At 46.0% G+C, this 25,085-nt stretch carries 25 protein-coding genes; 21 read left to right on the top strand and 4 right to left on the bottom strand.

The window, feature by feature from the left end:
- Window positions 1-216 precede the first annotated feature (216 nt).
- The 5 genes from NLX78_RS10515 to NLX78_RS10495 all read left to right on the top strand — a co-directional run bounded on the left by NLX78_RS10515 (window position 217) and on the right by NLX78_RS10495 (window position 5,917).
- A complete protein-coding gene (locus NLX78_RS10515) occupies window positions 217-1,104 on the top strand; it encodes a DMT family transporter (RefSeq protein WP_250268868.1) in 888 nt (295 codons plus the stop codon).
- A 242-nt stretch (window positions 1,105-1,346) separates the two neighbouring features.
- Entirely contained in the window at window positions 1,347-2,123 is a 777-nt protein-coding gene (locus NLX78_RS10510; RefSeq protein WP_254350328.1) for an NAD-dependent epimerase/dehydratase family protein, read from the top strand.
- 234 nt (window positions 2,124-2,357) lie between these two features.
- Complete coding sequence (locus NLX78_RS10505; RefSeq protein ID WP_069290040.1) at window positions 2,358-3,353, top strand: ABC transporter permease; 996 nt, start codon at window positions 2,358-2,360, stop codon at window positions 3,351-3,353.
- Window positions 3,354-3,371: 18 nt separating this feature from the next.
- The gene (locus NLX78_RS10500) at window positions 3,372-4,265 is read left to right on the top strand and encodes a carbohydrate ABC transporter permease (RefSeq protein ID WP_254350327.1); all 894 of its coding nucleotides are present in this window, start codon (window positions 3,372-3,374) and stop codon (window positions 4,263-4,265) included.
- Window positions 4,266-4,375: 110 nt separating this feature from the next.
- Window positions 4,376-5,917: an extracellular solute-binding protein gene (locus NLX78_RS10495; protein WP_103049571.1), complete on the top strand. Its 1,542-nt coding sequence runs from the start codon at window positions 4,376-4,378 to the stop codon at window positions 5,915-5,917.
- Between the two features lie 127 nt (window positions 5,918-6,044).
- On the opposite strand, the gene NLX78_RS10490 is transcribed toward NLX78_RS10495, so the two are convergent.
- Window positions 6,045-8,306 (bottom strand): AraC family transcriptional regulator, encoded by a 2,262-nt coding sequence (locus NLX78_RS10490; RefSeq protein WP_254350326.1) that lies wholly within the window; start codon window positions 8,304-8,306, stop codon window positions 6,045-6,047.
- A gap of 225 nt (window positions 8,307-8,531) precedes the next feature.
- Complete coding sequence (gene exlX / locus NLX78_RS10485) at window positions 8,532-9,245, bottom strand: expansin ExlX (protein ID WP_254350325.1); 714 nt, start codon at window positions 9,243-9,245, stop codon at window positions 8,532-8,534.
- Window positions 9,246-9,596: 351 nt separating this feature from the next.
- Here exlX and NLX78_RS10480 point away from each other — a divergent pair, with 351 nt between their 5' ends.
- On the top strand, window positions 9,597-10,313 hold the full coding sequence (locus NLX78_RS10480; RefSeq protein WP_061830385.1) for a metal-dependent hydrolase: 717 nt from the start codon (window positions 9,597-9,599) through the stop codon (window positions 10,311-10,313).
- Between the two features lie 99 nt (window positions 10,314-10,412).
- Here the strand turns inward: NLX78_RS10480 and NLX78_RS10475 are convergent, their stop codons facing one another.
- Window positions 10,413-11,492 carry a M42 family metallopeptidase gene (locus NLX78_RS10475; protein WP_061830384.1) on the bottom strand — a complete coding sequence of 360 codons (1,080 nt, stop codon included), beginning with the start codon at window positions 11,490-11,492 and terminating at the stop codon, window positions 10,413-10,415.
- Between the two features lie 185 nt (window positions 11,493-11,677).
- Here NLX78_RS10475 and spoVAC point away from each other — a divergent pair, with 185 nt between their 5' ends.
- From spoVAC to NLX78_RS10400, 15 genes are all read left to right on the top strand, one after another.
- Window positions 11,678-12,184: a stage V sporulation protein AC gene (gene spoVAC / locus NLX78_RS10470; protein ID WP_025723396.1), complete on the top strand. Its 507-nt coding sequence runs from the start codon at window positions 11,678-11,680 to the stop codon at window positions 12,182-12,184.
- The gene (spoVAD, locus tag NLX78_RS10465) at window positions 12,181-13,203 is read left to right on the top strand and encodes a stage V sporulation protein AD (protein WP_023989537.1); all 1,023 of its coding nucleotides are present in this window, start codon (window positions 12,181-12,183) and stop codon (window positions 13,201-13,203) included. Before spoVAC ends, spoVAD begins: the two co-directional genes overlap by 4 nt.
- On the top strand, window positions 13,200-13,556 hold the full coding sequence (gene spoVAE, locus NLX78_RS10460; protein ID WP_013311204.1) for a stage V sporulation protein AE: 357 nt from the start codon (window positions 13,200-13,202) through the stop codon (window positions 13,554-13,556). Before spoVAD ends, spoVAE begins: the two co-directional genes overlap by 4 nt.
- 213 nt (window positions 13,557-13,769) lie before the next feature.
- On the top strand, window positions 13,770-14,729 hold the full coding sequence (locus NLX78_RS10455; protein ID WP_103049576.1) for an AAA family ATPase: 960 nt from the start codon (window positions 13,770-13,772) through the stop codon (window positions 14,727-14,729).
- Window positions 14,730-14,732: 3 nt separating this feature from the next.
- Window positions 14,733-15,980 (top strand): DUF58 domain-containing protein, encoded by a 1,248-nt coding sequence (locus NLX78_RS10450; protein ID WP_254350324.1) that lies wholly within the window; start codon window positions 14,733-14,735, stop codon window positions 15,978-15,980.
- On the top strand, window positions 15,977-18,223 hold the full coding sequence (locus NLX78_RS10445) for a transglutaminase TgpA family protein (protein ID WP_254350323.1): 2,247 nt from the start codon (window positions 15,977-15,979) through the stop codon (window positions 18,221-18,223). Before NLX78_RS10450 ends, NLX78_RS10445 begins: the two co-directional genes overlap by 4 nt.
- Window positions 18,224-18,368: 145 nt before the next feature.
- On the top strand, window positions 18,369-18,899 hold the full coding sequence (locus NLX78_RS10440) for a YqeG family HAD IIIA-type phosphatase (RefSeq protein ID WP_013311200.1): 531 nt from the start codon (window positions 18,369-18,371) through the stop codon (window positions 18,897-18,899).
- Entirely contained in the window at window positions 18,892-20,019 is a 1,128-nt protein-coding gene (gene yqeH / locus NLX78_RS10435) for a ribosome biogenesis GTPase YqeH (RefSeq protein ID WP_039272319.1), read from the top strand. Before NLX78_RS10440 ends, yqeH begins: the two co-directional genes overlap by 8 nt.
- Before the next feature lie 105 nt (window positions 20,020-20,124).
- Complete coding sequence (gene aroE, locus NLX78_RS10430) at window positions 20,125-20,994, top strand: shikimate dehydrogenase (protein WP_103049579.1); 870 nt, start codon at window positions 20,125-20,127, stop codon at window positions 20,992-20,994.
- A 68-nt stretch (window positions 20,995-21,062) separates the two neighbouring features.
- Window positions 21,063-21,359, top strand: coding sequence for a ribosome assembly RNA-binding protein YhbY (gene yhbY, locus NLX78_RS10425; protein WP_013311197.1), 297 nt, complete (start codon window positions 21,063-21,065; stop codon window positions 21,357-21,359).
- Window positions 21,360-21,376: 17 nt separating this feature from the next.
- Window positions 21,377-21,967, top strand: coding sequence for a nicotinate-nucleotide adenylyltransferase (nadD, locus tag NLX78_RS10420; protein WP_254350322.1), 591 nt, complete (start codon window positions 21,377-21,379; stop codon window positions 21,965-21,967).
- On the top strand, window positions 21,951-22,547 hold the full coding sequence (yqeK, locus tag NLX78_RS10415; RefSeq protein WP_254350321.1) for a bis(5'-nucleosyl)-tetraphosphatase (symmetrical) YqeK: 597 nt from the start codon (window positions 21,951-21,953) through the stop codon (window positions 22,545-22,547). Before nadD ends, yqeK begins: the two co-directional genes overlap by 17 nt.
- Window positions 22,544-22,891 (top strand): ribosome silencing factor, encoded by a 348-nt coding sequence (gene rsfS / locus NLX78_RS10410; protein ID WP_025723405.1) that lies wholly within the window; start codon window positions 22,544-22,546, stop codon window positions 22,889-22,891. Before yqeK ends, rsfS begins: the two co-directional genes overlap by 4 nt.
- Window positions 22,888-23,796 carry a CvfB family protein gene (locus NLX78_RS10405; RefSeq protein WP_235309301.1) on the top strand — a complete coding sequence of 303 codons (909 nt, stop codon included), beginning with the start codon at window positions 22,888-22,890 and terminating at the stop codon, window positions 23,794-23,796. Before rsfS ends, NLX78_RS10405 begins: the two co-directional genes overlap by 4 nt.
- A gap of 2 nt (window positions 23,797-23,798) precedes the next feature.
- Window positions 23,799-24,572: a class I SAM-dependent DNA methyltransferase gene (locus tag NLX78_RS10400; RefSeq protein ID WP_039272314.1), complete on the top strand. Its 774-nt coding sequence runs from the start codon at window positions 23,799-23,801 to the stop codon at window positions 24,570-24,572.
- Window positions 24,573-24,644: 72 nt separating this feature from the next.
- Here NLX78_RS10400 and NLX78_RS10395 read toward each other — a convergent pair whose 3' ends face one another.
- Window positions 24,645-25,034, bottom strand: a complete 390-nt coding sequence (locus NLX78_RS10395) for a tautomerase family protein (protein ID WP_069290032.1) — start codon at window positions 25,032-25,034, stop codon at window positions 24,645-24,647.
- Between the last annotated feature and the right edge of the window lie 51 nt (window positions 25,035-25,085).

The following is a 25,085-nucleotide window of genomic DNA, read 5'->3' as shown; positions in this document are numbered from 1 at the left end:
TGCAGACAACCTCCTATCCTTATAAGCTTTATAAGTCTTTTTGGTATATTGTAACATAGGCAAATGACTGGATTCCTCTGTCCGAAGACATACCTCGATGAACAAGCGGGCATGAAAGGTGGAGCTTTCCAATACATATTTTTTGTTTGATAAAGTTGTTCTGCAGGCGTAGTATATAAAGTCTAGTGATTTTTTTCATAGAGGAGCGATAGCGTCATGGGAGAGTTAACGACAGCCAAGCGGATGATGATGATCGCGCTACTGGTTGTATTGTGGGGCATTTCTTGGCCCATTTATAAAGTGGCATTGGAATTCACACCTCCATTGTTGTTTGCAGGGCTACGTACACTGCTGGGCGGTCTGCTATTAGGAGCAATTTTAGTACCGAGATGGAATCGCATTCGTTGGAAAGAAAATTGGCGGGTGTACGCTATTTCAGGTATTTTTAACGTGGTACTGTTTTATGGCCTGCAAACAGTGGGACTGATGTACGTCCCCTCCGGCTTGTTTTCTGTGCTGGTATATCTTCAGCCTGTGCTGGTCGGTATTTTTGCATGGATGTGGCTGGGAGAAGCGATGTCCAGACTCAAGGTGATTGGATTGATCATCGGATTTTTGGGCGTTGCAGCTGTCAGTGTGGGCGGATTTTCAGGGCATGTGGCTGTGGCAGGTGTAATCATCGCCATTATTACTGCCGTGAGCTGGGCATTGGGAACGGTATATGTGAAAAAGGTAAACCAGCGTGTCGATTCGCTGTGGCTGGTTGCATTTCAATGTACACTGGGAGGCATCGTGCTGACGGGAGCTGGAACGGTGACGGAAAGCTGGTCAGATATCGTATGGAATGTCCCGTATGTGTCAGGGCTGATATTCGGCACGGTGCTGGGAATTTCACTTTCCTGGTTGCTGTATTTCACGCTGGTCAATTCGGGGGATGCCAGTAAGGTCGCTTCCTATACGTTTTTGGTGCCTGTGATTTCAGTATTTGTCAGCTCGTTGGTGCTGGGCGAAGCGATTACGGCTTTCCTGCTTATCGGGTTGATCTTAATCGGGCTTAGCATTTATTTGGTTAATCGCAGAGTGAAAGTAGTACGACAAGCTTGAGCGTAGTAGTTGAAACAAAGAAATTGAAAGATAGAACTTGAAACATAGAATTTGAAACAAAGTAACAACAAGGGACTCTTGCACAATAGCAGGGTCCCTTTTTATATGCCAACAGGAGACACAGTTAAGTGGGTTATGACATACCGAATTCGAGAGTTTAAGGGGTTTCCTCCCTGGGGAGTTGGTTAAAATTATGATATGGATGACAGCATACAACCAAGCTAAGAAGGGAGATGCGGGCGATGGCACGAAAATTATTGATTACAGGTGCGGCAGGTACAATTGGAAAAGTATTGTATGAAGGGCTACAAGCGGAAGGTAAATATGAAATAACCGCTGCTGATGTGAAGAACGATGAAGAGGCAGGGATTGTGGAAATGGATATACATGATGCTGCACGACTGGATGAGCTCACGCGTGGAGTGGATACGGTACTGCATTTTGCATGGATCAAGGATGAAGGGGATTTTCTCGGCAAAGTGCTGTCTGGCAATGTTAGCGGAGCCTACAAGTTGTATGAAGCTGCGGTGAAAAATGGGGTAAAGCGCATTGTTTTTGCCAGTTCCAATCATGCCACAGGGTTTTATAAAGTAGGCGAAAGTATAGATGTAGAAGATCCCTACCGACCAGACAGTTTTTATGGATTGAGTAAGTGCTACATTGAACTGTTGGGACGACTGTATGCCGATCAGGGCAAAATATCTTCAATGAATATCCGGATCGGAAATTTTCCTGGGGATGATTGGCCCCATTCGGAGCGCGCCGCTCATATTTGGATCTCCGAGCGCGATATGATCCGTCTGACCGTCTGCTGTATTGAAGCTCGTCCAGAGATGAGTTATCTTAATTTGTACGGTACGTCAGCCAATACGGATAATTATTATGACATTGGCTACTTGGAAGAACTAATCGGATATAAGCCGCAGGATAATGCCGCTGAGCTGCTGGAGCAGGCCAAGAAAATCGGATTTCGGGTGAAACAGGATGAAACCACTTTTCAGGGTGGACAAAAGGAATAGAGTAGATCGTTCAAATATGCTTTGTGATTGGGCTCAAGGCGTCGATCAGGCGCCTCATATTACATAAAACTTCACAAATATCCGAATTGTTCACTCCTCCGGACACTCCTTTGTTCATGAAGCATGAGAGGCTTCACTTTTTATTTTGAATGCGCTTACATAAAATACAGTTATACGGCGGCGGTGCTACAAACCTTGCTGTCGACAACGTATACAGAGGGGGAGTGACTCACATTGAATCAGCCTATGCCCAAAAATTCTGCAATGCTTGCAACGGATTCCCGCCTTAACGGTAAGAGGCTGGGAACGGGGAGAAAACACGGTTTTTTCTATGAACTGTTCCGCAATCGGGTATTATTTCTGATGTTGTTGCCCACTTTAATTTTTTTCTTCATTAACTCCTACATTCCTATGGTGGGTATTTATTATGCATTTACCCAGTTCGACTTCAATACCAGCCTGTTTGATGCCAAGTTCGTCGGACTCCAAAATTTTCGCTTTCTATGGCAATCCGGCACGCTGACAAAACTGACATTGAATACGGTCGGATACAACGCAGCGTTTATTTTACTCGGTAACGTGTTAGCAATTGTTCTCGCTATTTTGCTGAATGAACTGCGAGGCCGCTACTTTAAAAAGATCGCTCAATCCGTGATGTTCCTGCCTTATTTTGTTTCTTTCGTTATTCTAAGTGTCATCGTGTATAACATATTTAATTATGATAATGGTTTTCTGAATACGCTGTTGCTGCAACTTGGTGGTGAACGCGTGGACGTATACAACAAACCGTGGGTATGGATTTTCCTGATTATCCTGTTCTATTTATGGAAAAATCTCGGCTACAGTATGGTGATCTATCTGGCAGCAATTACAGGGATCAGTGACGAATATTATGAGGCAGCTAAAATGGATGGAGCCAACATTTTTCAACGAATCTGGTACATTACCGTTCCGATGCTTAAATCGACATTCGTTGTGCTGCTGTTGTTTGCGCTTGGTAGTATTATGAAAGGACAATTTGATCTTTTCTATCAATTAATCGGCAACAATGGGGTGCTGTACAATACGACGGATATTTTGGACACTTATGTGTACCGTTCCTTGAAAGTGACTTTTGATGTGGGTATGGCTTCGGCAGCAGGCGTGTACCAATCCTTGTTCGGTTTTGTACTGATCATGACCGTGAACTACATCATCCGCAAGTTGAACGACGAATATGCCTTATTCTAGAAAGGAGGACCCAAACGGATGGCGATCAAAGAGGATGTATACACTCGAATTTTTAAAATCATCTCTTATGTGATTATCATTATTGCTTCCATTGCTTGTTTACTCCCGTTCCTACTTATTATTTCGGCTTCACTGACCAGTAATGAATCGATTATCAGGGATGGATATCACTTTATACCACAGCAATTCTCACTGGAAGGTTACCGGACGGTGTTCACCTTTCCTGAAGAGGTGTTAAGGGCGTACGGGGTGACGATTTTTACCACGCTTGTAGGCACGACGTTGGGCCTGTTCCTGATGACGATGGCAGGATATGTGCTGGCACGCAAAGATTTTAAATACCGCAATGCGTTTTCATTCTATATTTACTTTACGACGTTGTTCGGAGGCGGGTTGGTACCTTGGTACATTATGCTGACGAAGTATTTAGGATTGCTTGATACGTATACAGTGCTTATTTTCCCGGGATTGATGACTCCGTTTCTGATCATTTTGATGAAAAACTTCATTCGTTCTTCCATGCCGGAAGAACTGTTCGAGTCCGCTAAAATTGACGGTGCGGGTGATTTTAAAATTTACTATCGAATTGTGCTGCCTTTATCTACACCGGGTATTGCCACTGTGGGGCTGTTTCTGGCCTTGGCTTACTGGAATGACTGGTTCTCCTCCTCACTCTTTATTAACGATCCGCATAAATACCAGTTGCAATATTATTTGTATAATGTAATTAACTCCATGCAATTTATCGCTCAAATGGGTGCAGGTACTGGTGTGTCTCTTTCCAATGATATGCCGACAGAATCGACCAAAATGGCAATGGCGATCGTGGTTACTGGACCCATTTTGCTGCTGTACCCGTTCATTCAGCGTTACTTTGTCAAGGGACTGACCATAGGCGCGGTAAAAGGCTGAAGCGGCACTAAAGGGCTTTGATGGCATAACGTGCTGACGGTATGCCATCAAAGCAGTACTTTTTGTAAGCGTTTTAATAAACAGACTACCATTTCAAAGGGAGGATTCACATGACATTCACAAAGAAAAGAAAACAACGCATGTCCATCCTGATTGCAGTAATGGTCATCATGGCGCTATTAGCCGGATGTGGAGGCGGTAGCGGAAACAGCGCACAAAAAGCAAATGGAGAGGATGATAAATCCCAAAAAGTTCAGCTGCAATTTTATATGCTGGGGGATGCTCCTAAGGATCTGTCTACCATTGAGGCAGAGATTAATAAATTGGCGGAAAAGGATCTGAATGCCACCGTCAAATTTAACTATACGACGTGGACAGACTGGGATCAAAAATATAAGCTGTTATTGTCTTCGGGTCAGCCTATCGATCTGATATTCACTGCAGATTGGACGCAGTATCAGGCCTATGCTAAGAAGGGCGCATTCCTGCCGCTAGACGATCTGCTGCCTAAGGCTGCACCTGCTTTGCAAAAATTTGTACCTCAGGACATGTGGGATGGAGTTAAAATCGGAGGCAAAATTTATACCGTGCCTGGCACGTATAAAGAGTATGTCACTAACGGTTTTGTATGGCGTGAGGATTTACGAGAGAAGTACAATTTGCCTAAACCGACAGATATCAAAAGTTACGAGGCTTATATGGATGGGATACGTCAGCATGAGCCAAATATGAAAACCGTATCTCTGAACAGCGATATCAAGGGAAACCTGCATGACCGATATACCGAATTAGTAACGAAGAGTGTGGGTGCCTTGCCTTATGGCATTGGTATTAAATATGAAAAACCAACAGAGGTTTATAAATATTGGGGCTCGGATGAACAAAAGGAAGAGCTGAACACTTACAAACGCTGGGCCGATAAAGGATTCATTCCCAAAAATGTATTAAACGTAAAAGATACGCTTCAGGATCAAGTGACTTCTGGTAAAGCGGCGAGTATTTTCGGTGATAATCCAACCCGGTTTAATGATATGGTCATTAAGCTCAAAGCATCTCACCCGGACTGGAAGCTCGAGTATTACCCATTCCCTTTGACGACAGGTTATGCAACTCCAGTGCATCCGATTCACAACGGCTTTGCAATTCCAAAAAGCAGCCCAAATCCGGCGCGCGCATTAGCTTTTTATGAAAAGCTTGTGACGGACAAACGCTATAACTTGCTCACGCAATATGGTATTGAAGGCAAAAATTACGAAGTCAAAGATGGTTACTATCATATGATTGGTAGCGGCAGTTCTAATGGATTTTCACGCGAAGGTATGAACAGTTGGGCTTGGCGTAACCCGGAATATATGCTGTTTGATTCAGGCTTTGACCGTGTGAAGAAGATATTTGCTGAGCTGGATAAAATCCAGAAGCCTGACCTGTTTACCGGGTTTGCAGAGGACTACACAACCTACCAAGCTGAAAAAGCGGCTCTAGAACAGGTTGAGAAGCAATATCTGTATCCGCTCCAAGCTGGGCTGATCGACAATGTAGATCAAGGCTTGCAGACCTTCTTGCAAAAGGCAAACCAAGCTGGTTTGGAAAAAATTCAAACCGAATATACAAAACAATGGGAAGCTTACGTAAAGGAGAAGGGTATTAAATAAAACATAAAGATTTATGATAAAGAAGAAAAGCAAGTCTCCAGAAAGTTGGAGGCTTGCTTTTTTAATGTCAGTTTATGTTTTTAGGAGCAATGTTCCGTTCTCAGAGCTGTCGTGTAGAGCAGTCTACTTATTGCGCATTTGCTTTAGAACGACGAAAATCTGTCGGTGTTACGCCCAAGCTACGCTTGAACATGCGATGGAAATAAGAGCTGCTCGCAAATCCGGTTTGTTCTGCTACGTCAGCTACAGACCAGTCGGTCTGTTCCAGCAGCTCACAGGCCTTGCGAATACGGAGTTGTTGGATGACGTCCACGATGGTAGACATGGTCTGCTGCTTATATAGTCTGCTGACATAGATCGGCGACATATCCAGCTCTTCCGCAATCTGATTGAGACAAAAATTGGGATCCGTATAGGTTTGCTCTATTCGTTCATTAATTTGCCGCACCAATCGTTCCTGCTTCGTGTTTCGTTTTTCCGATAGACTGGAGCGAATATGATCAAAGACCAATTGATAATGATCAATAAGATTCTCAGCGGTCTCTAACCGATCTGCGGATGGTAATTCAGGTTTAGTTTCTATAGCAAATCCATTGAGCTCACTGATATGCCGAACAGCATTATTCACACTCATGATGAGCCGGGATATTGCCACTTGAACAGAGGAAAATGGATATTTTTCCATATGCATCAACAATTCTTTGAACATACTGTGTGCATCCTCCGTATGACCAGACAGCAGCGTATCCAGCATTTTTTTCTCTTTATCGGCTGGATATACGTAAGTATTTTGGATATCCTCGTCTGTAGTGTTTTGCGCATTAATAATGCAGCCATGCCCCTGAAAAAATCGGTGCATAGATGCGTCTTGTACCTGGCGGTACAGCAAATGCAGCCGTTCTGGTTGACTCGTGATGGCACTGTAAGTCAGTGAAACGCTCAGCTTCAAATATTCAAAGCAAGCTTCACGTATTTGGCGTAATAAGGTTTCTAGCAGTACAGTGTCTGTATGCTCTGCGGGATCGAGAATGTTAAGCATCAGCAGTACACTGTCCTCATCCATATCAACGGTCTCCACCCGGTACGTTTGTCCGCATATTTCAGAAGCAATGTTCATGATTGCAAACTTATAGGGTAGCAGATCAGGTCCACGTTCGCTTTGCCATCGGGTATATTCATCTATGCGCAGCAGCACAAGGCGGTAGTCTTTGTCGAACTGGAACGTAATCCCAAGCTCGCGTAATCGTTCCGGTTCTTCACCGGCAGGAAGATTTTGGATTCCTCGGATCACATTCCGTAAAATGTTTTGCCGGATTGTGTACATGCTGTTTCGTTTCTCCGATTCCAGTGAATTCATATGCATAACAATTTGGCCAATAGGCGTATACAGCATTTTGGATAGCAGCCACGAAGCCACGAATCCTGCCAATGCAATGATGGCGGCTATCAGTAACATCGCATTACGAATAACACTCGCCATTTTGATAACGCTTTCATATGGGGTGACACTAATATACTGCCAACCTAGTCCGTCCGGGGAGGTGTAGGAAATGAGTGATCTTTTACCATGAAAGTCTTCTACAAAATAGCCTGTTTCTTGTTTTTTGACTCTCGTGTGCAACCATAGCTGCTCTTTTTCGTTCAAAGTTTCGTCTGTCAATGTTGTACCAGACAACAGTCTGCCCTGATCGTCTAAAATATAAGCGGTCCCGCCTGAGATTGGATTCGCCGCCATTTCCTTGTTCATCCAGGCCGCCGACACATTCACAATCACAGCCGAATTTATCGCTTCGTTCGAGTTAATTGCGTCATAACATAAATACGTATAGGCTGCGATATCTGGGCTTGCTTGCTCTACTCCAGTTCCGGAGTCTGAGGCCGACAGCAGCGGATACGTGCGTGGAATAGGCGTAAAGGGTTTATAGTCCTGATAATGATCCAGCACGCGAATGATATCTGTATCAGCCAGTTCATGTTTGCTGAATAACCCGTTTTGACCTTGCGATGACGCAATGTAGAAGGTGCCGCTTTTAGGGTTAAACACGTAGATGGATTCGATATACGGCATGGAGTTAAGATAATTGTTCAATTCGGTCATGGCAGCGGTTACATCATATACATTAGGTTTTGGATAATACAACAACTTGGACAGGGTACTGCTGCGATACATTTGGAATGCCAAAGATTGAGCAATAGATGTCATGTTAATAACTTCTTTGCTTCTCAACGTCAAGCTGTTGTGATTGGCCTCGAATGCCTGCTCCTTTTCCACGCGAATATAGTAAAAATAATACACAGTGGTGGATACCAGCAACGTTAGCGTAATACATAACGTAATGCTGACCAGCAATTTGCTGTGAAGCTTGTGATGCTTTTTGAAATTGCTCATATGAACAGGCCTCCTGTCTGTGTGCACGTAGCTGTAAAGTACACCCTATTTATGTATTCATTATACGTGTGATCTTGTGAACAGGACAGTGAACAAACCGATTCTTTGTGAAAAATAATGATTTTTTCGTAAAAAGGCCAGGAACACTTATACGCATTGGATTGCGTCGGTTCCCGGCCGGGTTTGTGTATTCAAATAAAAGAAGGAAAGATGACGGTACTGCAACTAGTCAGGAAATTGAACGTTACCATTAACGATATAGGCTCCGCCTGTACCATTTTCCGCTAGAGCTGGGATTGTATCGTTTAGCACGACACCACGAATGTCCGTAATCCGTATTTTCAGAGGTTGTTTTCCTAAGTTAGTACCTAGAAAGTGGTTGTAATCCTGTTTTTCGAGATTGAGCCATTGTCCGTTTTGTTGGACTTCCATCTTCAAGACCGGATATTTATGATTGCGTACTTGAATGGCTGCCCACCATTGGCTGCTGCCTTCTTTAATGCGGTAGGAGACATTGCCGTTAACCGGAGCTTTGACAACTTTCCACGAAATATTAATTTTTCCGTCTATTTGATTGCCAATCAGGTTGAACGCGTTTGGGGACAGATCGAGTGCGCCACTTGGACCTTCAGGGTAAAGATCAGTTACATATACGGTTGTTTTCCCTTTGGGACCTTGAACTTCCAAATAGGCTCCAGCTAATGCAGCTTTGATTCCGTTATAATTCAGTTGTGTGCGATTAAGCGCTGTAATTTTGGCATCCGAAGGGATGGGATCAAGCAGTAATGCCCCTCCAGAGTAACCTGATCCTGTATATGTGGCGTACCCCGTGTATGTATCATTCCAATCAGCAGAAGCGGGAAGGGCGAATAATACAAGACTTAGCAACGATGTTAGACCGATGGTTTTGAACTTTCGGAACGTCGATATTTTTTGCATAACATTTCCTCCTTATTCATTTAATAGATTCATATAGTAAATATAAACACTATATTACCTAATATTTCAAATTGTACAATAGGACTTTGAGGCAAAAAGAAAATATTGAAGATGTTTGTCAACATACTCATAGGCCATATGGCGTGTTTTTTAAGAAATGGTTGTACAGATAAAGAACAAGGGGAGGATTAAGTAATGAGGACGAAAATAGGACTTTTGGATGAAGTCTTTTAAATAGAATAAGCGAACTATTGTTCTCCTTTTGTTTGTCGTATACAATCGAATCATGCTGATTCAAATGGAGTGATGTTGAACTCTGTTGTATGCTACAACGAAAGGATGTTTTGCACCATGATGGGAAGAGCCCATTTGATTATTGGAACCGGGGTCTCCCTGTCGGTATTAGCTTTAAGTGGATACGAAGTGACCCCGGCTGCCGTGGCAGCTGCTGTGGTCGGTTCACTGTTGCCGGATATTGATGAGCCTAACTCCATGCTCGTGAGCCGTGCGCTGCCAACCAAAATGCTTAGGCTTATACAGCTTCTAATGATTGGGGCTGCTGGTTGGGTATTTTTCACCCGTTTGGCTCCACCGCCATGGAATCTTGTTTTGGCTTTGCTGATGATCAGTGCTTCTTTTATGCCTTCACGATCCATGCGCAAGGTTATTATCTTTCTAATTGGTATCGGCCTAGCCTGGTATGGAGAATCATATGCACCGTGGAATTATATCGCCGGGTGTCTGCTGATCATTTGTACGTTAGTCCCACACCGGGGGTTGACACATACGGTATACGGGACAGTCGCATGGACTGCGTTGCTTTATGGTACGACACGTTTGCACGGTGACAGCATATGGCTGGCTGGAGGTCTAGCGTACTTGCTGCATTTACTGGCAGATTCCTTGACGAATAATGGAATCAAACCTTTGCCGCCGTTCAAATGGAAGCTGCGATTTAAATTGATGAGTACCGGAACCCGGAAGGGAGCTAAGATAGAAAACGTCTGTATTGCTTTAACTACTGTACTTGTAGTGATTGCTTTGCTTCGTTATAAGCATTTGATTTGATATATTCTATCTTTTGTTTCTATTAAATTAAAAAAACAGTCAATGCACGTTGTACGTGTCTTGACTGTTTTTTTATAGATTGCGATTCTCTGTTACAACTTAGGCTCGTTCAATAATGGTATTCAACGTTGTACGATCCAGATTTTGAACTAGCTTGATGATCAGCTCTTTGGCTGCATCATAATCATCAGTGTGAATAATGGACGAGGAAGTATGGATGTATCGTCCACAGATGCCTATGACAGTGGATGGCACGCCAATTCCGCTCAAGTGCACTTGACCTGCATCGGTTCCCCCTGTGGAGATGAAATATTGATACTTGATTTTGTGAGTTTCCGCCATGTCTTGCACGTACTCCACAATCCCGCGATGTGTAATCATACCTGGATCAAATACCCGCAGCAGTGCGCCTTTACCGAGGTGCCCGTAAGCATTCGGGTCGCCGCCCATATCGTTGGCTGCACTGCAATCCAGTGCAAAGAATATATCCGGCTGAATCAGATTGGCCGCTGTGCGTGCACCACGCAGTCCCACTTCTTCTTGAACAGTGGCCCCTGCATACAATGTATTGGGAAGCTTGTCTTTTTCTTTATGTAATGCTTCAAGCAGTTCAATAGCCAAGCCTACACCGTAGCGGTTATCCCATGCTTTAGCCATGATTTTTTTAGGATTTGCCAGTGGAGTGAAATCACAGATCGGCGCAATGGCCGTTCCTGGTACGATCCCCAGATCTTGCGCTTCTTGTCTGCTGTCTACGCCGATATCCAGATACATATGCTTGATGTCCATAGGTTTGCTGCGTTGCGATTCATCCAGCAAATGAGGCGAGACAGAGCCAACTACACCAATAACTGGGCCTTTTGGAGTCAATACTTGAAGACGTTGTGACATAATGGCTTGGCTCCACCAGCCTCCAACCGGCTGAAAACGAATCATTCCAGTTTCCGTAATACCATTCACGATAAAACCGACTTCATCCAGATGGCCTGCCACCATCACACGTGGTCCACTCTCTTGACCGCGTAGCACCCCAAAAAGACTGCCCAGTCGATCTTGCACGATTTCATCGGTATAGCCGGATATCCGTTCCTTAACCCATGCCCGCAACTCACGCTCATGTCCAGGAATGGAAGGAAACTCCGTTAAGGTTTTAAACAATTCCAATGTTTTTGATTCCATGATGTATACCTCACTCCTTATTAATTAACCAGTGGTCGTCATGTATTCAGTATGAATGGATTTGTATCGAATGTCCACGATATCATTTTCCTGACATAACATTTCTCCAAAAAGCTCATAATGAAAAAGAGCCAAGCAATTCGAACCGCCAAGCGCGAAAACTTACAGATAAGGGGTGGTGAATGATGCCAGCTAAATCCGGGCAGCGCGGTTTTCGTACCAATACGTCGCCGCTGTCCATAAATGAGAAGGACTATCAGAATATTTCACAAAAGCATGAACCCTCGAGAAAAGTATTTGCCAATTGTGTGCGCGCTTTTCTGGTTGGAGGCGGGATATGTGTGATTGGACAGGCGATTCAAGAGGCTTTTATGGCAGGAATGCACATATCAGCCAAGGAGGCCGCCCCGCCGACCTCATCGATGATGATCTTGCTGGCGGTCATATTAACCTGTATCGGGGTTTACGATAAGGTTGCTCAATGGGCAGGAGCAGGAACCGCTGTGCCCATTACAGGCTTTGCTAACTCGATGTGTTCGGCTGCATTGGAATATCGTTCTGAGGGACTGGTGCTCGGAGTGGGCGCCAATATGTTCAAACTTGCAGGCTCGGTTGTCGTATTCGGGGTGGTGGCTGCATTTATTGTAGGCGTTATATATGCCATCCTTGGTGTGGGAGGCAATCACTTATGAGAAGACAGGGCGGACAAACCTGGAAGTTTGAATCGAGACCGCGCATTATTGGAAGTGCCACTGTTGTGGGTCCGGATGAAGGAGAAGGGCCGTTGTCCACAGATTTTGATTATATTTATGACAATATAGAAATTAACGAGAAAACGTGGGAAAAAGCGGAACGTAGATTGATTGAGCATTCTACAGAGCTGGCGCTAATTAATGCCAATTTGAACAAAGAAGAAGTGCAGTTTTTTATTAGTGGTGATCTGATGAATCAGATTATCAGTAGCTCCTTCTCTGCTAGCAAGCTGGCCATTCCCTATTTGGGAGTTTTTGGAGCCTGCTCAACATCAATGGAAAGCTTAGCCTTAGCCGCACTTATTGTGGACTCAGAGGCCGGTGACTACGTGATGGCGGGTACGACCAGTCATAACTGTACTGTAGAAAAACAATTCCGCTATCCTAATGAATACGGATCACAGAAGCCCCCTACGGCTCAGTATACTGTTACCGGTTCCGGCGCCGCAATTGTAGGACATGCCAAGTCAGGAACGGTGGTGGATTGTGCTACCATTGGACGTGTAATGGACATGGGCATTAAAGACCCTTTTAATATGGGTGGAGCCATGGCTCCCGCGGCTGCGGATACGCTGTTGTCTCATTTTCGAGACACTGGCCGTGACCCTGGTTACTATGATCTCATTGTAACGGGCGATTTAGCCTCAGTGGGGCTACCAATTGCCAAGGAGCTGCTCAAAAAAGATGGGTTCGATATGAATCAGACGGAATTTAATGATTGCGGTTTGCTGATTTACGACATCAATAAGCAAAAGAAAGTCATTGCAGGAGGCAGTGGTTGTGGCTGCTCGGCTGTTGTAACCTACGGGCATTTGTTGAAGCGGATCGAAAAAGGAGAGCTGCAAAAGGTACTGGTCGTGGCGACCGGAGCGTTATTATCTCCTTTGACTACACAGCAGGGTGAAAGCATTCCATGTGTTGCACATGCTGTAGCTTTTGAAGCGGGAGGAACAGTATGATATTTCTATGGGCTTTTTTAGTGGGTGGTGCCATTTGTGTCGTGGGTCAGTTGATGATGGATGTGTTCAAAATGACGCCGGCACATACGATGAGTACGTTGGTGGTTGCAGGTGCAATTGCTGATGCTGTTGGGATATACGATCCGCTTATTAAATTTGCAGGGGCGGGTGCGACCATTCCAATTACCAGTTTTGGTAACTCACTTGTACACGGCGCATTAACCGAATTGGAGAAGGACGGATGGCTGGGTGTCATTACAGGGATCTTTAGTCTGACAAGTGCAGGAATTTCCTCTGCGATTATTTTCTCTTTTCTGGCATGCTTGTTTGTTCGTCCAAAAGGAAGCATATAAAAGCAGCGTACTTTAGATTTGACATAAAAATAAATGATTATATACATGTGCCCTTCGGATCTAATGACCGAAGGGTTTTTAATTGTTCTGTACATGAAAGATCGAAAGAAGGATAGAGTTTGAATCATACGGGCAGGGGGTTAAGTGTACTCTGTGCCCGCCTTCATGTACAATAATAGGAAACATGTTGCTATCTAGGAGGTTTACAGAGCTATGCCCGTACGTCAAGAATCTGTGCAGATTGTATCTGCAATCCGTTCTAATCTGGAATCATGTATATTAGGTAAATCCTTTGAAATAAAATTACTGCTTACGGCTATGCTGGCGGGTGGACACATTCTGATCGAGGACGTTCCGGGTACGGGAAAAACGCAAATGATCAAGGCTCTTGCCAAATCCATGCGCGGTGATTACCGCCGTGTTCAATGTAATCCTGATATTCTCCCGAGTGATATTACAGGGGTATCCATATTCCATCCACGGGACGAGCGTTTTTATTTCCGTCCGGGTCCTGTGATGACTAATATTTTGCTGGCGGACGAAATTAACCGAGCGACGACGAAAACCCAGTCGGCTCTGCTGGAGGTTATGGAGGAACGCAGTGTGACAGTGGATGGGGACACTCATATGTTGCCTCATCCTTTTATGCTGTGTGCGACACAAAATCCGATTGATTTTGAAGGCACTTATATGCTGCCGGAAGCACAATTAGATCGTTTTATGCTCAAAATCAGCTTGGGTTATCCTGACATGGAGACGGAGCGAAACATGCTGCTTCATCATCAGGCAGGCCAGCCAGCAGACCGCCTGGAGGCTGTAGCTCATATGGAGCAGATTGCTGACATCCAGCAGGAGATTAGAGGGATTTATATGGACGAAGCAGTGACGTCCTATTTACTTGATATCGTTCGTGCGACAAGAGAACATCCATCCGTGCTGCTGGGAGCTAGCCCTCGGGCGGCGCTTGCTTTTGTAATGGCTGCGAAGGCATACGCTTTTCTAGACAACCGTGACTATGTGCTGCCTGATGATGTGAAGGCGCTGGCACCTTATGTGCTAACGCATCGTTTGTTGCTGCGTCCCGAGGCGCGTCTGGACAGTTCCAGTGCCCAGTCCGTGCTGCAGGCTGTCCTTCGGCAGGTTCATGTACCCGTACGAATGGAGCGCCCTTAGGGAATGGATATGGTCAAAAGGAAGCGCAGGCTTCCACGGCTGTCAGGCCGCATCTGGCTTCTGGTGGTCATATGGGTGGTGTGCCTGCTATATTTGTTGTTTCAGGGCGGCAAGACGTCGGTCATGCTGTTGTCTATGGTTACGCTGTTAATCGTTTATTTATGGATCGTTGGTCTGAGCGGAGTTCGCCGTGTGCAAGGCTCCCGGCAGCTTTCGCAAGGCTCGCAGTTTGGAGAACTGCTGCATGCGGGAGATCAGGTGCATGTAAAGCTGAGCCTCAGTATACCTGGTTTTCTTCCGTTACCCTATGTCATTGTCCGTGAGGTCCTCAAGCGACATACAGGTGAATCCTGGTCGTTTGAGGACAGTGTCATTCCCAGTCTAAAAGGGGGCGGTCAGCTTACATTTCAGACTCCTGCTTTAGAGCGAGGAAGCTATCACTTTGAGGATACGGAATGTGTGAGTGAGGACATCTTCGGTCTGTTGGAGCACAAAGGCAGCTTGAACGCACGCGGTGAATTTCGGGTGCTGCCCCGAACGGTATTCATTCCGTATTGGCAGATGAATGACCGTCGCTCAAGGATGTCTGGACCGCAGACCGTTCAAACTCGAACGCGGCGTGAAACGACACAAATTAACGGTGTACGGGATTATGTATATGGAGATCGGTTTTCGCGCATCCACTGGAATGCGACGGCGCGTACAGGTAGCTGGAAATCCAAGGAATTTGAGCATGAGACCGTTCCTAAAACGATGCTTGTGCTGGACGTACACATGAAGCATTATGTAAACGCCGAACAGTTTGAGCTAGCTGTATCCTCTACCGCTTCATTGCTGGAATATGGTGGACGGGAGCGAATGGGGGTTGGATTGTGCACAGCTGGAGAGAAAGGTACCGTCTTTCAGCCAAGTGAGCAGACAATGGAACGACAACGAATGATGCATCACTTGGTAGACATACACACAACTTCACAAGGTAGCTTGAAATCCGCTGTAGAAAGCAGTGTACGCCAGTTTCCGCAAGGCTGTTATTTTATATTGATTAGTCCGCTGAAGGATTATCAGGCGATGGAGCTTCTTCGCTGGGCCGATACCCGGGGGATGACTCCGTGCCACGTCTATATCGGAGAAGGTTCTGCTGAGGGAGAAGCTGAAGAATGGATGAGCATGCTTCGTGCAAGAGGAATCAAGGGCTACGATGTTGAGAGCCTTGAGGAGCTCCCGGCTGTAATGGGGGGAGGAACACTATGAAGAGCTGGTTACAATCGTTAAAGGGTTCCTGGGCCCCCGCTTTTACATTTTTATGGATTATTATTATTGCCATGCAATGGGTTTCTTTTGCTTCCGAATTATGGCTGGAAGAGACAAGAGCACTTGTACTGATGACCATTACGATGCTGGCTCTGGTGAAGATTGTACTACCATTTCGTCCTTGGATTGAATTTATTGTTAAGGCGGCGGCGCTGTTTTTTATTTTGTATCGGACATTGGTGTCTTACTCCATCATTATCCCCTTCGGAGGGGTAGCCAATCGCCTGGACCAATTTATATCCAATATGTCTCCTTATATTTGGTTTTCCCTTATCGCTTGGCTAGTTATTGAAATGGTGCCGCTCATCGTTACAACGAAGCAACGGATTCTTGTTTTTGTGGGTATTAATATTGCCGCGCTGGCAGTGCTTGATTCCTTCACGCCAACTGTGCTGTGGGAGGAGGTTGCTTGGATCGTCTTTGCTGGTATGGGTTGGCTGGTGACACAGCATCTGCAGTATTTTCGGCAGCATTATCCTCAAGGATGGAAGCATATTCGGCGCTATCCATATAAAATAGCAGCCAATATTGCGGTCATTTTTGCGCTCATTATTATGGCTGGTGTTAATATGCCTGAGGTACAGCCAGCTTTGACGGATCCCTATACAGCGTGGACCCAGAGAGATAGCTCAACCACCGCTGGGATCAGCAATGGATCTGGGGCACTGAATCAGCGGATGAACACCGCATCGGGTTATAGTCGCCAGGATAATCGGTTGGGTGGAGGTTTTAATTTTGATTATTCTCCTGTCATGACCATCACGACCACTCAGCGAAGCTATTGGCGGGGGGAAACGAAACGAACCTATTCCGGTACAGGCTGGAGTGACGGGGACAACGATGATCAAACGCTAAATGATGTGCCGATGACCGCTGAACTTGAAAACACACAAGAAACGCGGCATTCGACTGAGCAGGTCGTTCAAACCATTACGATGCAAAACGACCAGAGCTATCCTGTTCTGTTTGGCGCTTATTCGGTGCAGCGTGTTCAATCGGTGGACAGAGATTCACGGGCAGATGGGTTACGTTGGAACCCGGAACAGGCAGAACTGCTTTGGAATCCATCCTCCCGAAGAACTGCTTATCCTAAAACGTATACTCTGGTATCGCATGTCCCTGTGATCCCTGAGAAAGAGCTACGCACAAAAACTTTTAATGAGTTGTACGGAAAAAACAAACAGGAAGCCTATCTACAAATTCCAGATGAGTTGCCACAGCGGGTTCGTGATTTGGCTCAGAACGTAACGTCAACAGCGAAAACGCCGTATGAAAAAGTCGGATTACTACAGCAATATTTGCAGCAAAATTATGCATATACGAACAATCCGGACCTCTCACGGAAAAGAAGCAGAGATTTTGTGGATGCCTTTCTGTTTGAGATTCGGGAGGGCTATTGCGATTATTATTCCACCTCATTAGTCATGATGGCTCGCTCTGTTGGGGTTCCAGCCCGCTGGGTTAAAGGGTATGCACCTGGTCAGCAGACATTTTCAGATGATGCAACAACGGGCGAAAGTGACGAAAATATGTCCTCTTACTCCGTGACAAATGCGGATGCTCATTCCTGGGCGGAAGTATATTTAGGTGAATACGGTTGGGTTCCTGTAGAAGCTACGCCTGGCTTTGATATGCCGCTGCTTACGGAACAGGAGGATTCAAAGACTCCAGAAGTCCCTGAGGTTAAAGATCAGCCTGAACCAGAACAGCCTGAACAAACCCCGCAGACTAATCCAGAAGTAGGTTCAAAGATTCATCCTGTAATCATAGGTTCTGCTGCTGTAATTCTGCTGCTGTGGGCTGCTTATATCGTCTGGCGTAATCGCGCAGACATTCACTTTTACCTGCTGCGGTTACGCAGAGGTAAGCCGCTGACCCCGGATGAAAAGGTGGTCGTCGAAACTGAGCACTGGTTAAGGTACATGCGAAGAAAGGGATTTGTCCGCGCCAGTCACGAGACGCTGAGGGAATCAGTTGATAGATGGTCGCTAGAAGTACCGGAACACGCTTCAATTTTACATCAGCTGCTTGGCCGATTTGAACAAGCGCGTTATAGTCCCTCATCTGTAACCGCAGAAGATTGGCATATGGTTCGCCAGCAGGCATCTCTGTTACACAAAGAAGGATGGATAAAACGATGGGCTGGACGAAAAGCTGAGTCGGATCAGAAGGATCAAGACTAGTCTATTTTTGATTAGGTTCAAACGCCGTCTATTTTAATCTTTAGCTATATATTTAGTGAAAAAGCTGTCCGTTTGTTGCGGATAGCTTTTTACTAAGCCATAGTAATATGGTATAGTTTGTCGTATGAAACTGAGGTGACCGACGTTGTTTGAAATGCTGATGCCCAAATTACGGGTGAATACCGTCTTTGATATTGATCTTGAAGGCTTGTATGCTCAAGGATATCGCGGCATTATTACGGATCTAGATAACACGCTGGTCGGTGCAAAAGCGCCGAATGCGACTCCCGAGCTGGTGGCCTGGTTTGAGAAGGTCAAACAGGCGGGTTTTAAGCTTGTCATCGTGTCTAACAACAATATGGACCGTGTATCCGTGTTTGCTACGCCTTTGGACATTGAATTTATACATGCCGCACGGAAGCCCTCCAACTCGTCTTTTCGTAGAGCCATCCGTATGATGGGGCTGACTCCGGAAGAGACTATTATGGTCGGGGACCAAATGTTGACGGACGTATTGGGAGGCAACCGACTAGGATTGCATACGGTGTTGGTGCTACCGATATCCATTCATGATGAAGGGGTCATGACCCGATTTAATCGGCGGTTGGAGCGAATCGCGCTCACAAGGTTACGTAAGAAAGGCTTATGGCTTGAGGAGGAAAAGAAGAATGACTGAAAGACCTGACGGCGGCACTGCCGTCAAATGTAGTGGTTGCGGTATCACCGTGCAGACCACTAGCCCGGAGCTTCCGGGATATATTCCTGAAAAATTGCTTACTCGCGAACCTGTCATCTGTCAGCGTTGCTTCCGGATCAAAAACTATAATGAGACGTCTTCAGTTACGGTGGATCAAGATGAGTTCTTGAAGCTGCTCAGCCAGATTGGCGACAAGGATGCGCTCGTCATCCACATTGTAGATATTTTTGATTTTGAAGGTAGCTTGATTTCCGGTTTGCAGCGCTTTGTAGGCTCCAATCCAGTTATACTGGCTGTGAACAAGACCGATTTGCTGCCTAAGGTAACGAATTGGAACAAGGTACGTAACTGGGTACAAAAGCAAGCGAAGGAGCAAGGACTTCGCACAGAAGAAATTGTACTGTGCTCAGCTAAAAAAAATCAGGGCTTTGACCGTCTGTTGGATGTGGTATCTGAGCTCCGTGGTAACCGCGATGTATATGTAGTGGGAGCGACAAATGTGGGTAAATCCACACTTATTAACCGCTTGATTCGTGATTATAGCGATATGGAGCAGGAACTCACAACGTCCCGTTACCCGGGGACTACACTCGATATGGTGAATATTCCGCTCGACGACGGCAAGCACATTATTGATACTCCGGGTATTGTATACCCTTGGCGATTCAGTGAAATCGTCTCCCGTCAGGACTTGAGCGCTATTATGCCGGACAAGCCGCTGAAGCCTGCTGCATATCAGCTTGATGCTGGACAAACATTGTTTTTCGGCGGTATGGCCCGATTTGATTTTGTGGAGGGTCAGCACCAATCATTTACCTGCTACATTAACGGTGGTCTTAAGATACATCGCACGAAGCTGGAGCGAGCTGATCAGTTGTTCGCTGATCATGCCGGGGAATTGTTATCTCCGCCAACACGCGATCAATTGGCAGAGATGCCGGAATGGACAAGACATGAGTTCCGCGTTCCACGCAAATCTCCATCGGACATCTACATTTCCGGTTTGGGATGGATCAGGGTAAATAGCGAGAACGGAGCTCTGATTGCGGTTCATGCTCCTCGGGGAGTCCGTGTGCTTTTGCGGCCTGCGTTGATATAACGTTGCTGTAACCATGTTATAGGGCGGCAAGGAACAGGTACTGGTTCCTGCCGCCATTCATGTATTTGTGCGGCCTAATATTTTGCAATATGGGGGAGAGCAACGATGAACAGCGGGGAGTCTGAAGCGACCGAACAAGGTCTTGTACTATTGGGCGTATTGGGTGATCCGATCAAGCACTCCAAATCGCCTCTTATGCATAAAATAGCTTTACAGGCAGCGGGGATTGAAGGAGATTTTGTACCTCTTCATGTCAAACCGGATCAGCTGGAAGATGCCATGAAGGGGATTCGCGCTTTGCATTTCCGCGGAGTCAATGTGACGATTCCCCATAAAGTTGAGGTTATGAAATATCTGGATGAGATTGATGAAGGGGCCAGACTCATTGGCGCTGTCAATACGATAGTGAATGACAATGGACGTCTTAAGGGCTATAACACGGACGGAATTGGCTACGTACGTTCCCTCAAAGAAGAGACTTCTGTCGAGTTGAAGGGCGCAAGAATTGCTGTTCTTGGAGCCGGAGGGGCTGCTCGTGGTGTAATTCATGCTCTGTTGGAGGAGCAACCGGAATCGGTTATTATTTTGAACCGAACACGTGACAAAGCTGAGCAACTGGCATTAGAGTGGACGACGGAAGCGATCCCAGTGAGGGGTTATTCCAACGAAGATGCCAAGAGCGTGCTCGCCACAGTGAATGTATTGATTAACACAACCTCGGTGGGAATGTCTCCTTTATCGGATGAACTTCCACTGGAAACGAGCTTGATTCCGGAGGGAATCATTGTGAGTGATTTGATCTACAACCCGCTGGAAACGAGACTTTTACAGGAAAGCCGTGAACAGCGCGGCTGCACTGTACATGGGGGTTTGGGCATGTTCGTGTACCAGGGGGCTGTGGCTTTTGAGTATTTTACAGGGGTTGTCCCTGCTGTAGAGCAAATGAGAGCGGCTGTGCTGAGTAGCCTGTCGTAAGTAAGATTGTACATTAAAATTATGGAAATGCTGCATTGCATATGTGGCGACGAAGGGGTTAAATATACATGTTAACAGGTAAACAAAAAAGATATTTGCGTTCAATGGCGCATCATTTGGATCCGGTTTTTCAAGTAGGAAAAAACGGTACGAATGAGCATCTTATGCGTCACATCAACGATGCGATTGAAAAGCGTGAGCTGATGAAAGTGCAAATTTTGAACAACTGTTTGGACGACAAGCATGAAATTGCGGAAGAACTGGCCGCGGAGACAGGTTCTGAGCTTGTTCAGATCATCGGGAGCACTATTATTTTGTACAAAGAATCCCGTGATCATAAGGAAATTGAGTTGCCTAGAGGATAACACGCGGGGAGAAAATTATGAAAATCGGTATTATGGGTGGTACATTTGACCCGATTCATATTGGACATCTGCTGGCTGGAGAAGCGGCAAGAGATGCCTATGGGCTGGATCAAGTATGGTTTATGCCTTCTCATATTCCTCCGCACAAGCATCAGGCGGGGGCGAGCGGTAAGGAGCGTCTGGAGATGACGAGTGAAGCGGTAGCGGGTCATCCTGCTTTTGAAGTGCTGGATATTGAAGTGCTTCGCGGGGGAGTATCCTATACCATTGACACGATCAAGGAGCTTCAGGAGTTGCACTCTGCTGTGGATTTTTATTTTATTATTGGTGCGGATATGGTGAACTACTTGCCTCATTGGCAGGGAATTGAGGAGCTGGTGCAGCGAATTTGTTTTATTGGTGTTCGGCGCCCAGGGTTCCAGCTTGCGTTGGATGAGTTGCCGCATTTTTTGCAGGACAAGGTACTGCTGGCGGATATGCCGGTGGTGGACATTTCGTCGACGGATATTCGAGAGCGTGCTGCGGAAGGGCGCACTATCCGTTATCTTGTGCCAGATCGTGTGCATGACTATATTACAAGGGGCGGTTTGTATGAAGTACAGCCGTGAGCAATTAATGGAAGCCGTATCTGGTCAAATGCCTGAAAAGCGCTGGAAGCACACACTAGGTGTTATGCATACCTCAGTGGAGCTTGCGAAGCGCTATGGAGCAGATCCGGAAAAGGCCGAACTGGCGGCTATTTTGCATGATGTAGCGAAGTATTGGCCTGTTCAGCAGATGGAAGAGGTGATTCGCAGTCATCCCGAATGTGATCAGGAGCTTTTGGAACATGACAAGCAGCTCTGGCATTCAGAGGTAGGATACTGCGTTGCAGCAAGAGATTACGGAGTGGATGATCCGGAAATAAGGAATGCGATTCGCTGGCATACGTCAGGACGCGTAGGTATGAGCCTGCTGGATAAAGTCGTGTGTCTCGCTGATTACATCGAACCGGGACGGGATTTTCCGGGGGTTGAGCATATCCGTAAACAGGCAAAGAAAAGCTTGGAGCAGGGCCTTATCGCTGGATTCGACTCCACGATTTCATTGTTGCTGGAAAAGAAAAAGGTTATTTTTCCACTAACAGTCTTGTCGCGTAATGACTTGATTCAACAACTAAAACAGAGAAAAACGGAGGTTCATGAATGACCCTAACTAATGAGCAATTAATGCAAACAGCGGTTGATGCTGCAAATGATAAAAAGGCAATGAATGTTGTCGCACTGGATTTGCGGGGAATATCACTAGTAGCTGATTATTTTGTCATCTGCCATGGTAATTCGGATACACAGGTACAGGCGATTGCAACAGAAATTCGCAAACGCGCTCATGATGAAGGTGTAACCATCAAAGGAATCGAAGGAATGGATTCAGCCCGTTGGGTTCTAATGGATTTGGGGGATGTCGTAGTGCATGTCTTCCATCGCGACGAGCGCGAATACTATAACATTGAACGACTCTGGTCGGATGCTAAGGTTGTGGAAAAGGTATGAGTTTGATCGCCGGTACTTATGTCACCATTATGGTGGATCGTGAAGTATCTCCTTTCGGCTACTTTCTCACTGTTGGTGAGCAGGATGTGCTACTGCATTATACGGAGCTGACACGTGAAATTGAAGTTGGTGAACGGTTGGAGGTATTTATTTTTCACGATACAGAGGACCGCTTGGCCGCAACCATGAAAAAGCCGTTCTTGTCGTTGGGCGAAATGGCAAAGCTTGAGGTGGCCGATGTGCATCCGCGTTTGGGTTGTTTCCTAGAGATGGGATTGGGCCGTCAGCTTTTGCTGCCGATTCGTGAGTTGCCAGAAAACCGAGATTTACATCCTCAGGTGGGCGACTACGTATATGCCATTATGGAGCATGACAAGCAAGGCAGACTGCGGGCTAAGCTGGCAGGGGAACAGGAGCTTGCTCCGTTGTGCTTCCACGCCCCTGATTCGTGGCTGAATACGTGGGTGCAGGCGACGGTGTACAAGCCGCTTCAAATGGGCACATTTGTTCTGGTGGACGGAGGTGTGCTTGGTTTTGGTGCGATTGGGATGATTCACTCCTCGGAACGCAACCGGATGCTTCGCTTGGGCGAAGAGGTTAAGGTACGGGTCACACTTGTTCGCGAAGACGGTCGGGTCAATCTGGCGATGTCGCCACGCAAGGAAGTAGGCCGTGATGAGGATGCGGAGCGGTTGATTGCTTTTCTGAAGGAGCGTCCGGGTGGCGGCATGCCTTACTCCGACGCAACGCCGCCGGATATTATCAAGCAACGGTTTGGTATTAGTAAATCCGCCTTCAAGCGTGCGATGGGCAAGCTGATGAAGGAAGGAATGGTTACACAAAAGGAAAACTGGACCTACCTGGTGGAGAAAATGCCGAAACCGAAGGACGGGAATGGGGAATAAAAATGGCTTCTTACCGGAAGTTTGCCTATGTGTATGATGAGCTGATGCAGGACATGCCGTACCCGGACTGGTTACGCTTTGCACGGCAGGCTTGGGATCAGTACGGTATGCCGCATACGGTGGCTGAGCTGGGCTGTGGAACGGGTTCGATTACGATTCCCCTAGTTAACTCGGGCTTCGAAGTGTCTGGAATCGACTTATCCTCTGACATGCTGGCAGTAGCCCGTCGCAAAATGGAAACCACTCCCCAGGGACAGCGATTGTTTCGTGAGGGAAGCGTTCGCTGGATACAGCAGGATATGAGAGAATGGATTTTACCCGAGCCTGTGGATTCTGTAATTTCTTTTTGCGATTGTCTGAATTACTTGTTGGAGGAAGAAGATATAATTTCTACTTTTCGTAGAACTCATGCTGGTCTGAAGCCTGGCGGAACCTTCTTGTTCGATGTACATCATCCCCAGACGTTTTTACGTTATGATGAAGAGCAGCCATTCGTACTGGATGATCGCTCTATCTCATATATCTGGACATGTGCGTTGGACACTCCCCGTTGTGAAATTGAGCATCATCTTAGTATCTTTGCGAAAGCAGAACATGAAGGACGCGATCTATACCAGCGTTTCGAGGAAATACATGTACAGCGTGCCTATGACCCAGACTGGATGAAGGCAGAATTGTCCAAAGCAGGTTTTCGTGATGTGAAGGTATATGCGGATTTTGAATGGGTAGAAGCAGAAGGTGACGCGGCGAGACTGTTTTATGTTGCTGTAAAATAGTGAAGACTCATTGAGCAAATTTAGGAAAAGAAAGACGCTTTTCATGATGACATGAAGGGCGTCTTTTTGCACTCATATATTCACTTTATAGTTCAACTGAAGCTCATCACCCGGTACACCCCGAATACCCCAGTTCTGTTTGGGCGTTTCAAATATAGTAATCTCAAGATCCTGTGGAGCAATGCCAAAATGGTCCGTAATTCGTTGGAATAACAGCTGGATGAGCTGCTTCTTAGCTTCTGTCGTTCTGCCTTCAAAGATACTGATTTCAATAATGGTGTACGCCTCAGAGCGACCATCGGCATATATAAAGTCTTCCTGATCCATAGGGAAAAAACGATGAAACCTCTTGTCTGGAGGATATTTGAACGCATCCACCACAGCAGAATGAATCACCTCTGAAAGCTGCTTTTTGATTGGATTTAGAGCTTCTTTTATTCCGAAAATTTTAATCTGTGCCATGTCTCAGCTCACCTTTCTTATCTCAACTCAACTCAATTTTCATCAATTTAA

The sequence above is a fragment of the Paenibacillus sp. Lou8.1 genome (assembly GCF_024213565.1).
GTDB classification, from domain to species: domain Bacteria; phylum Bacillota; class Bacilli; order Paenibacillales; family Paenibacillaceae; genus Paenibacillus; species Paenibacillus polymyxa_B.
Note: the sequence above shows the minus strand (reverse complement) of the source record. Positions and strands in the feature narration are given on the sequence as shown.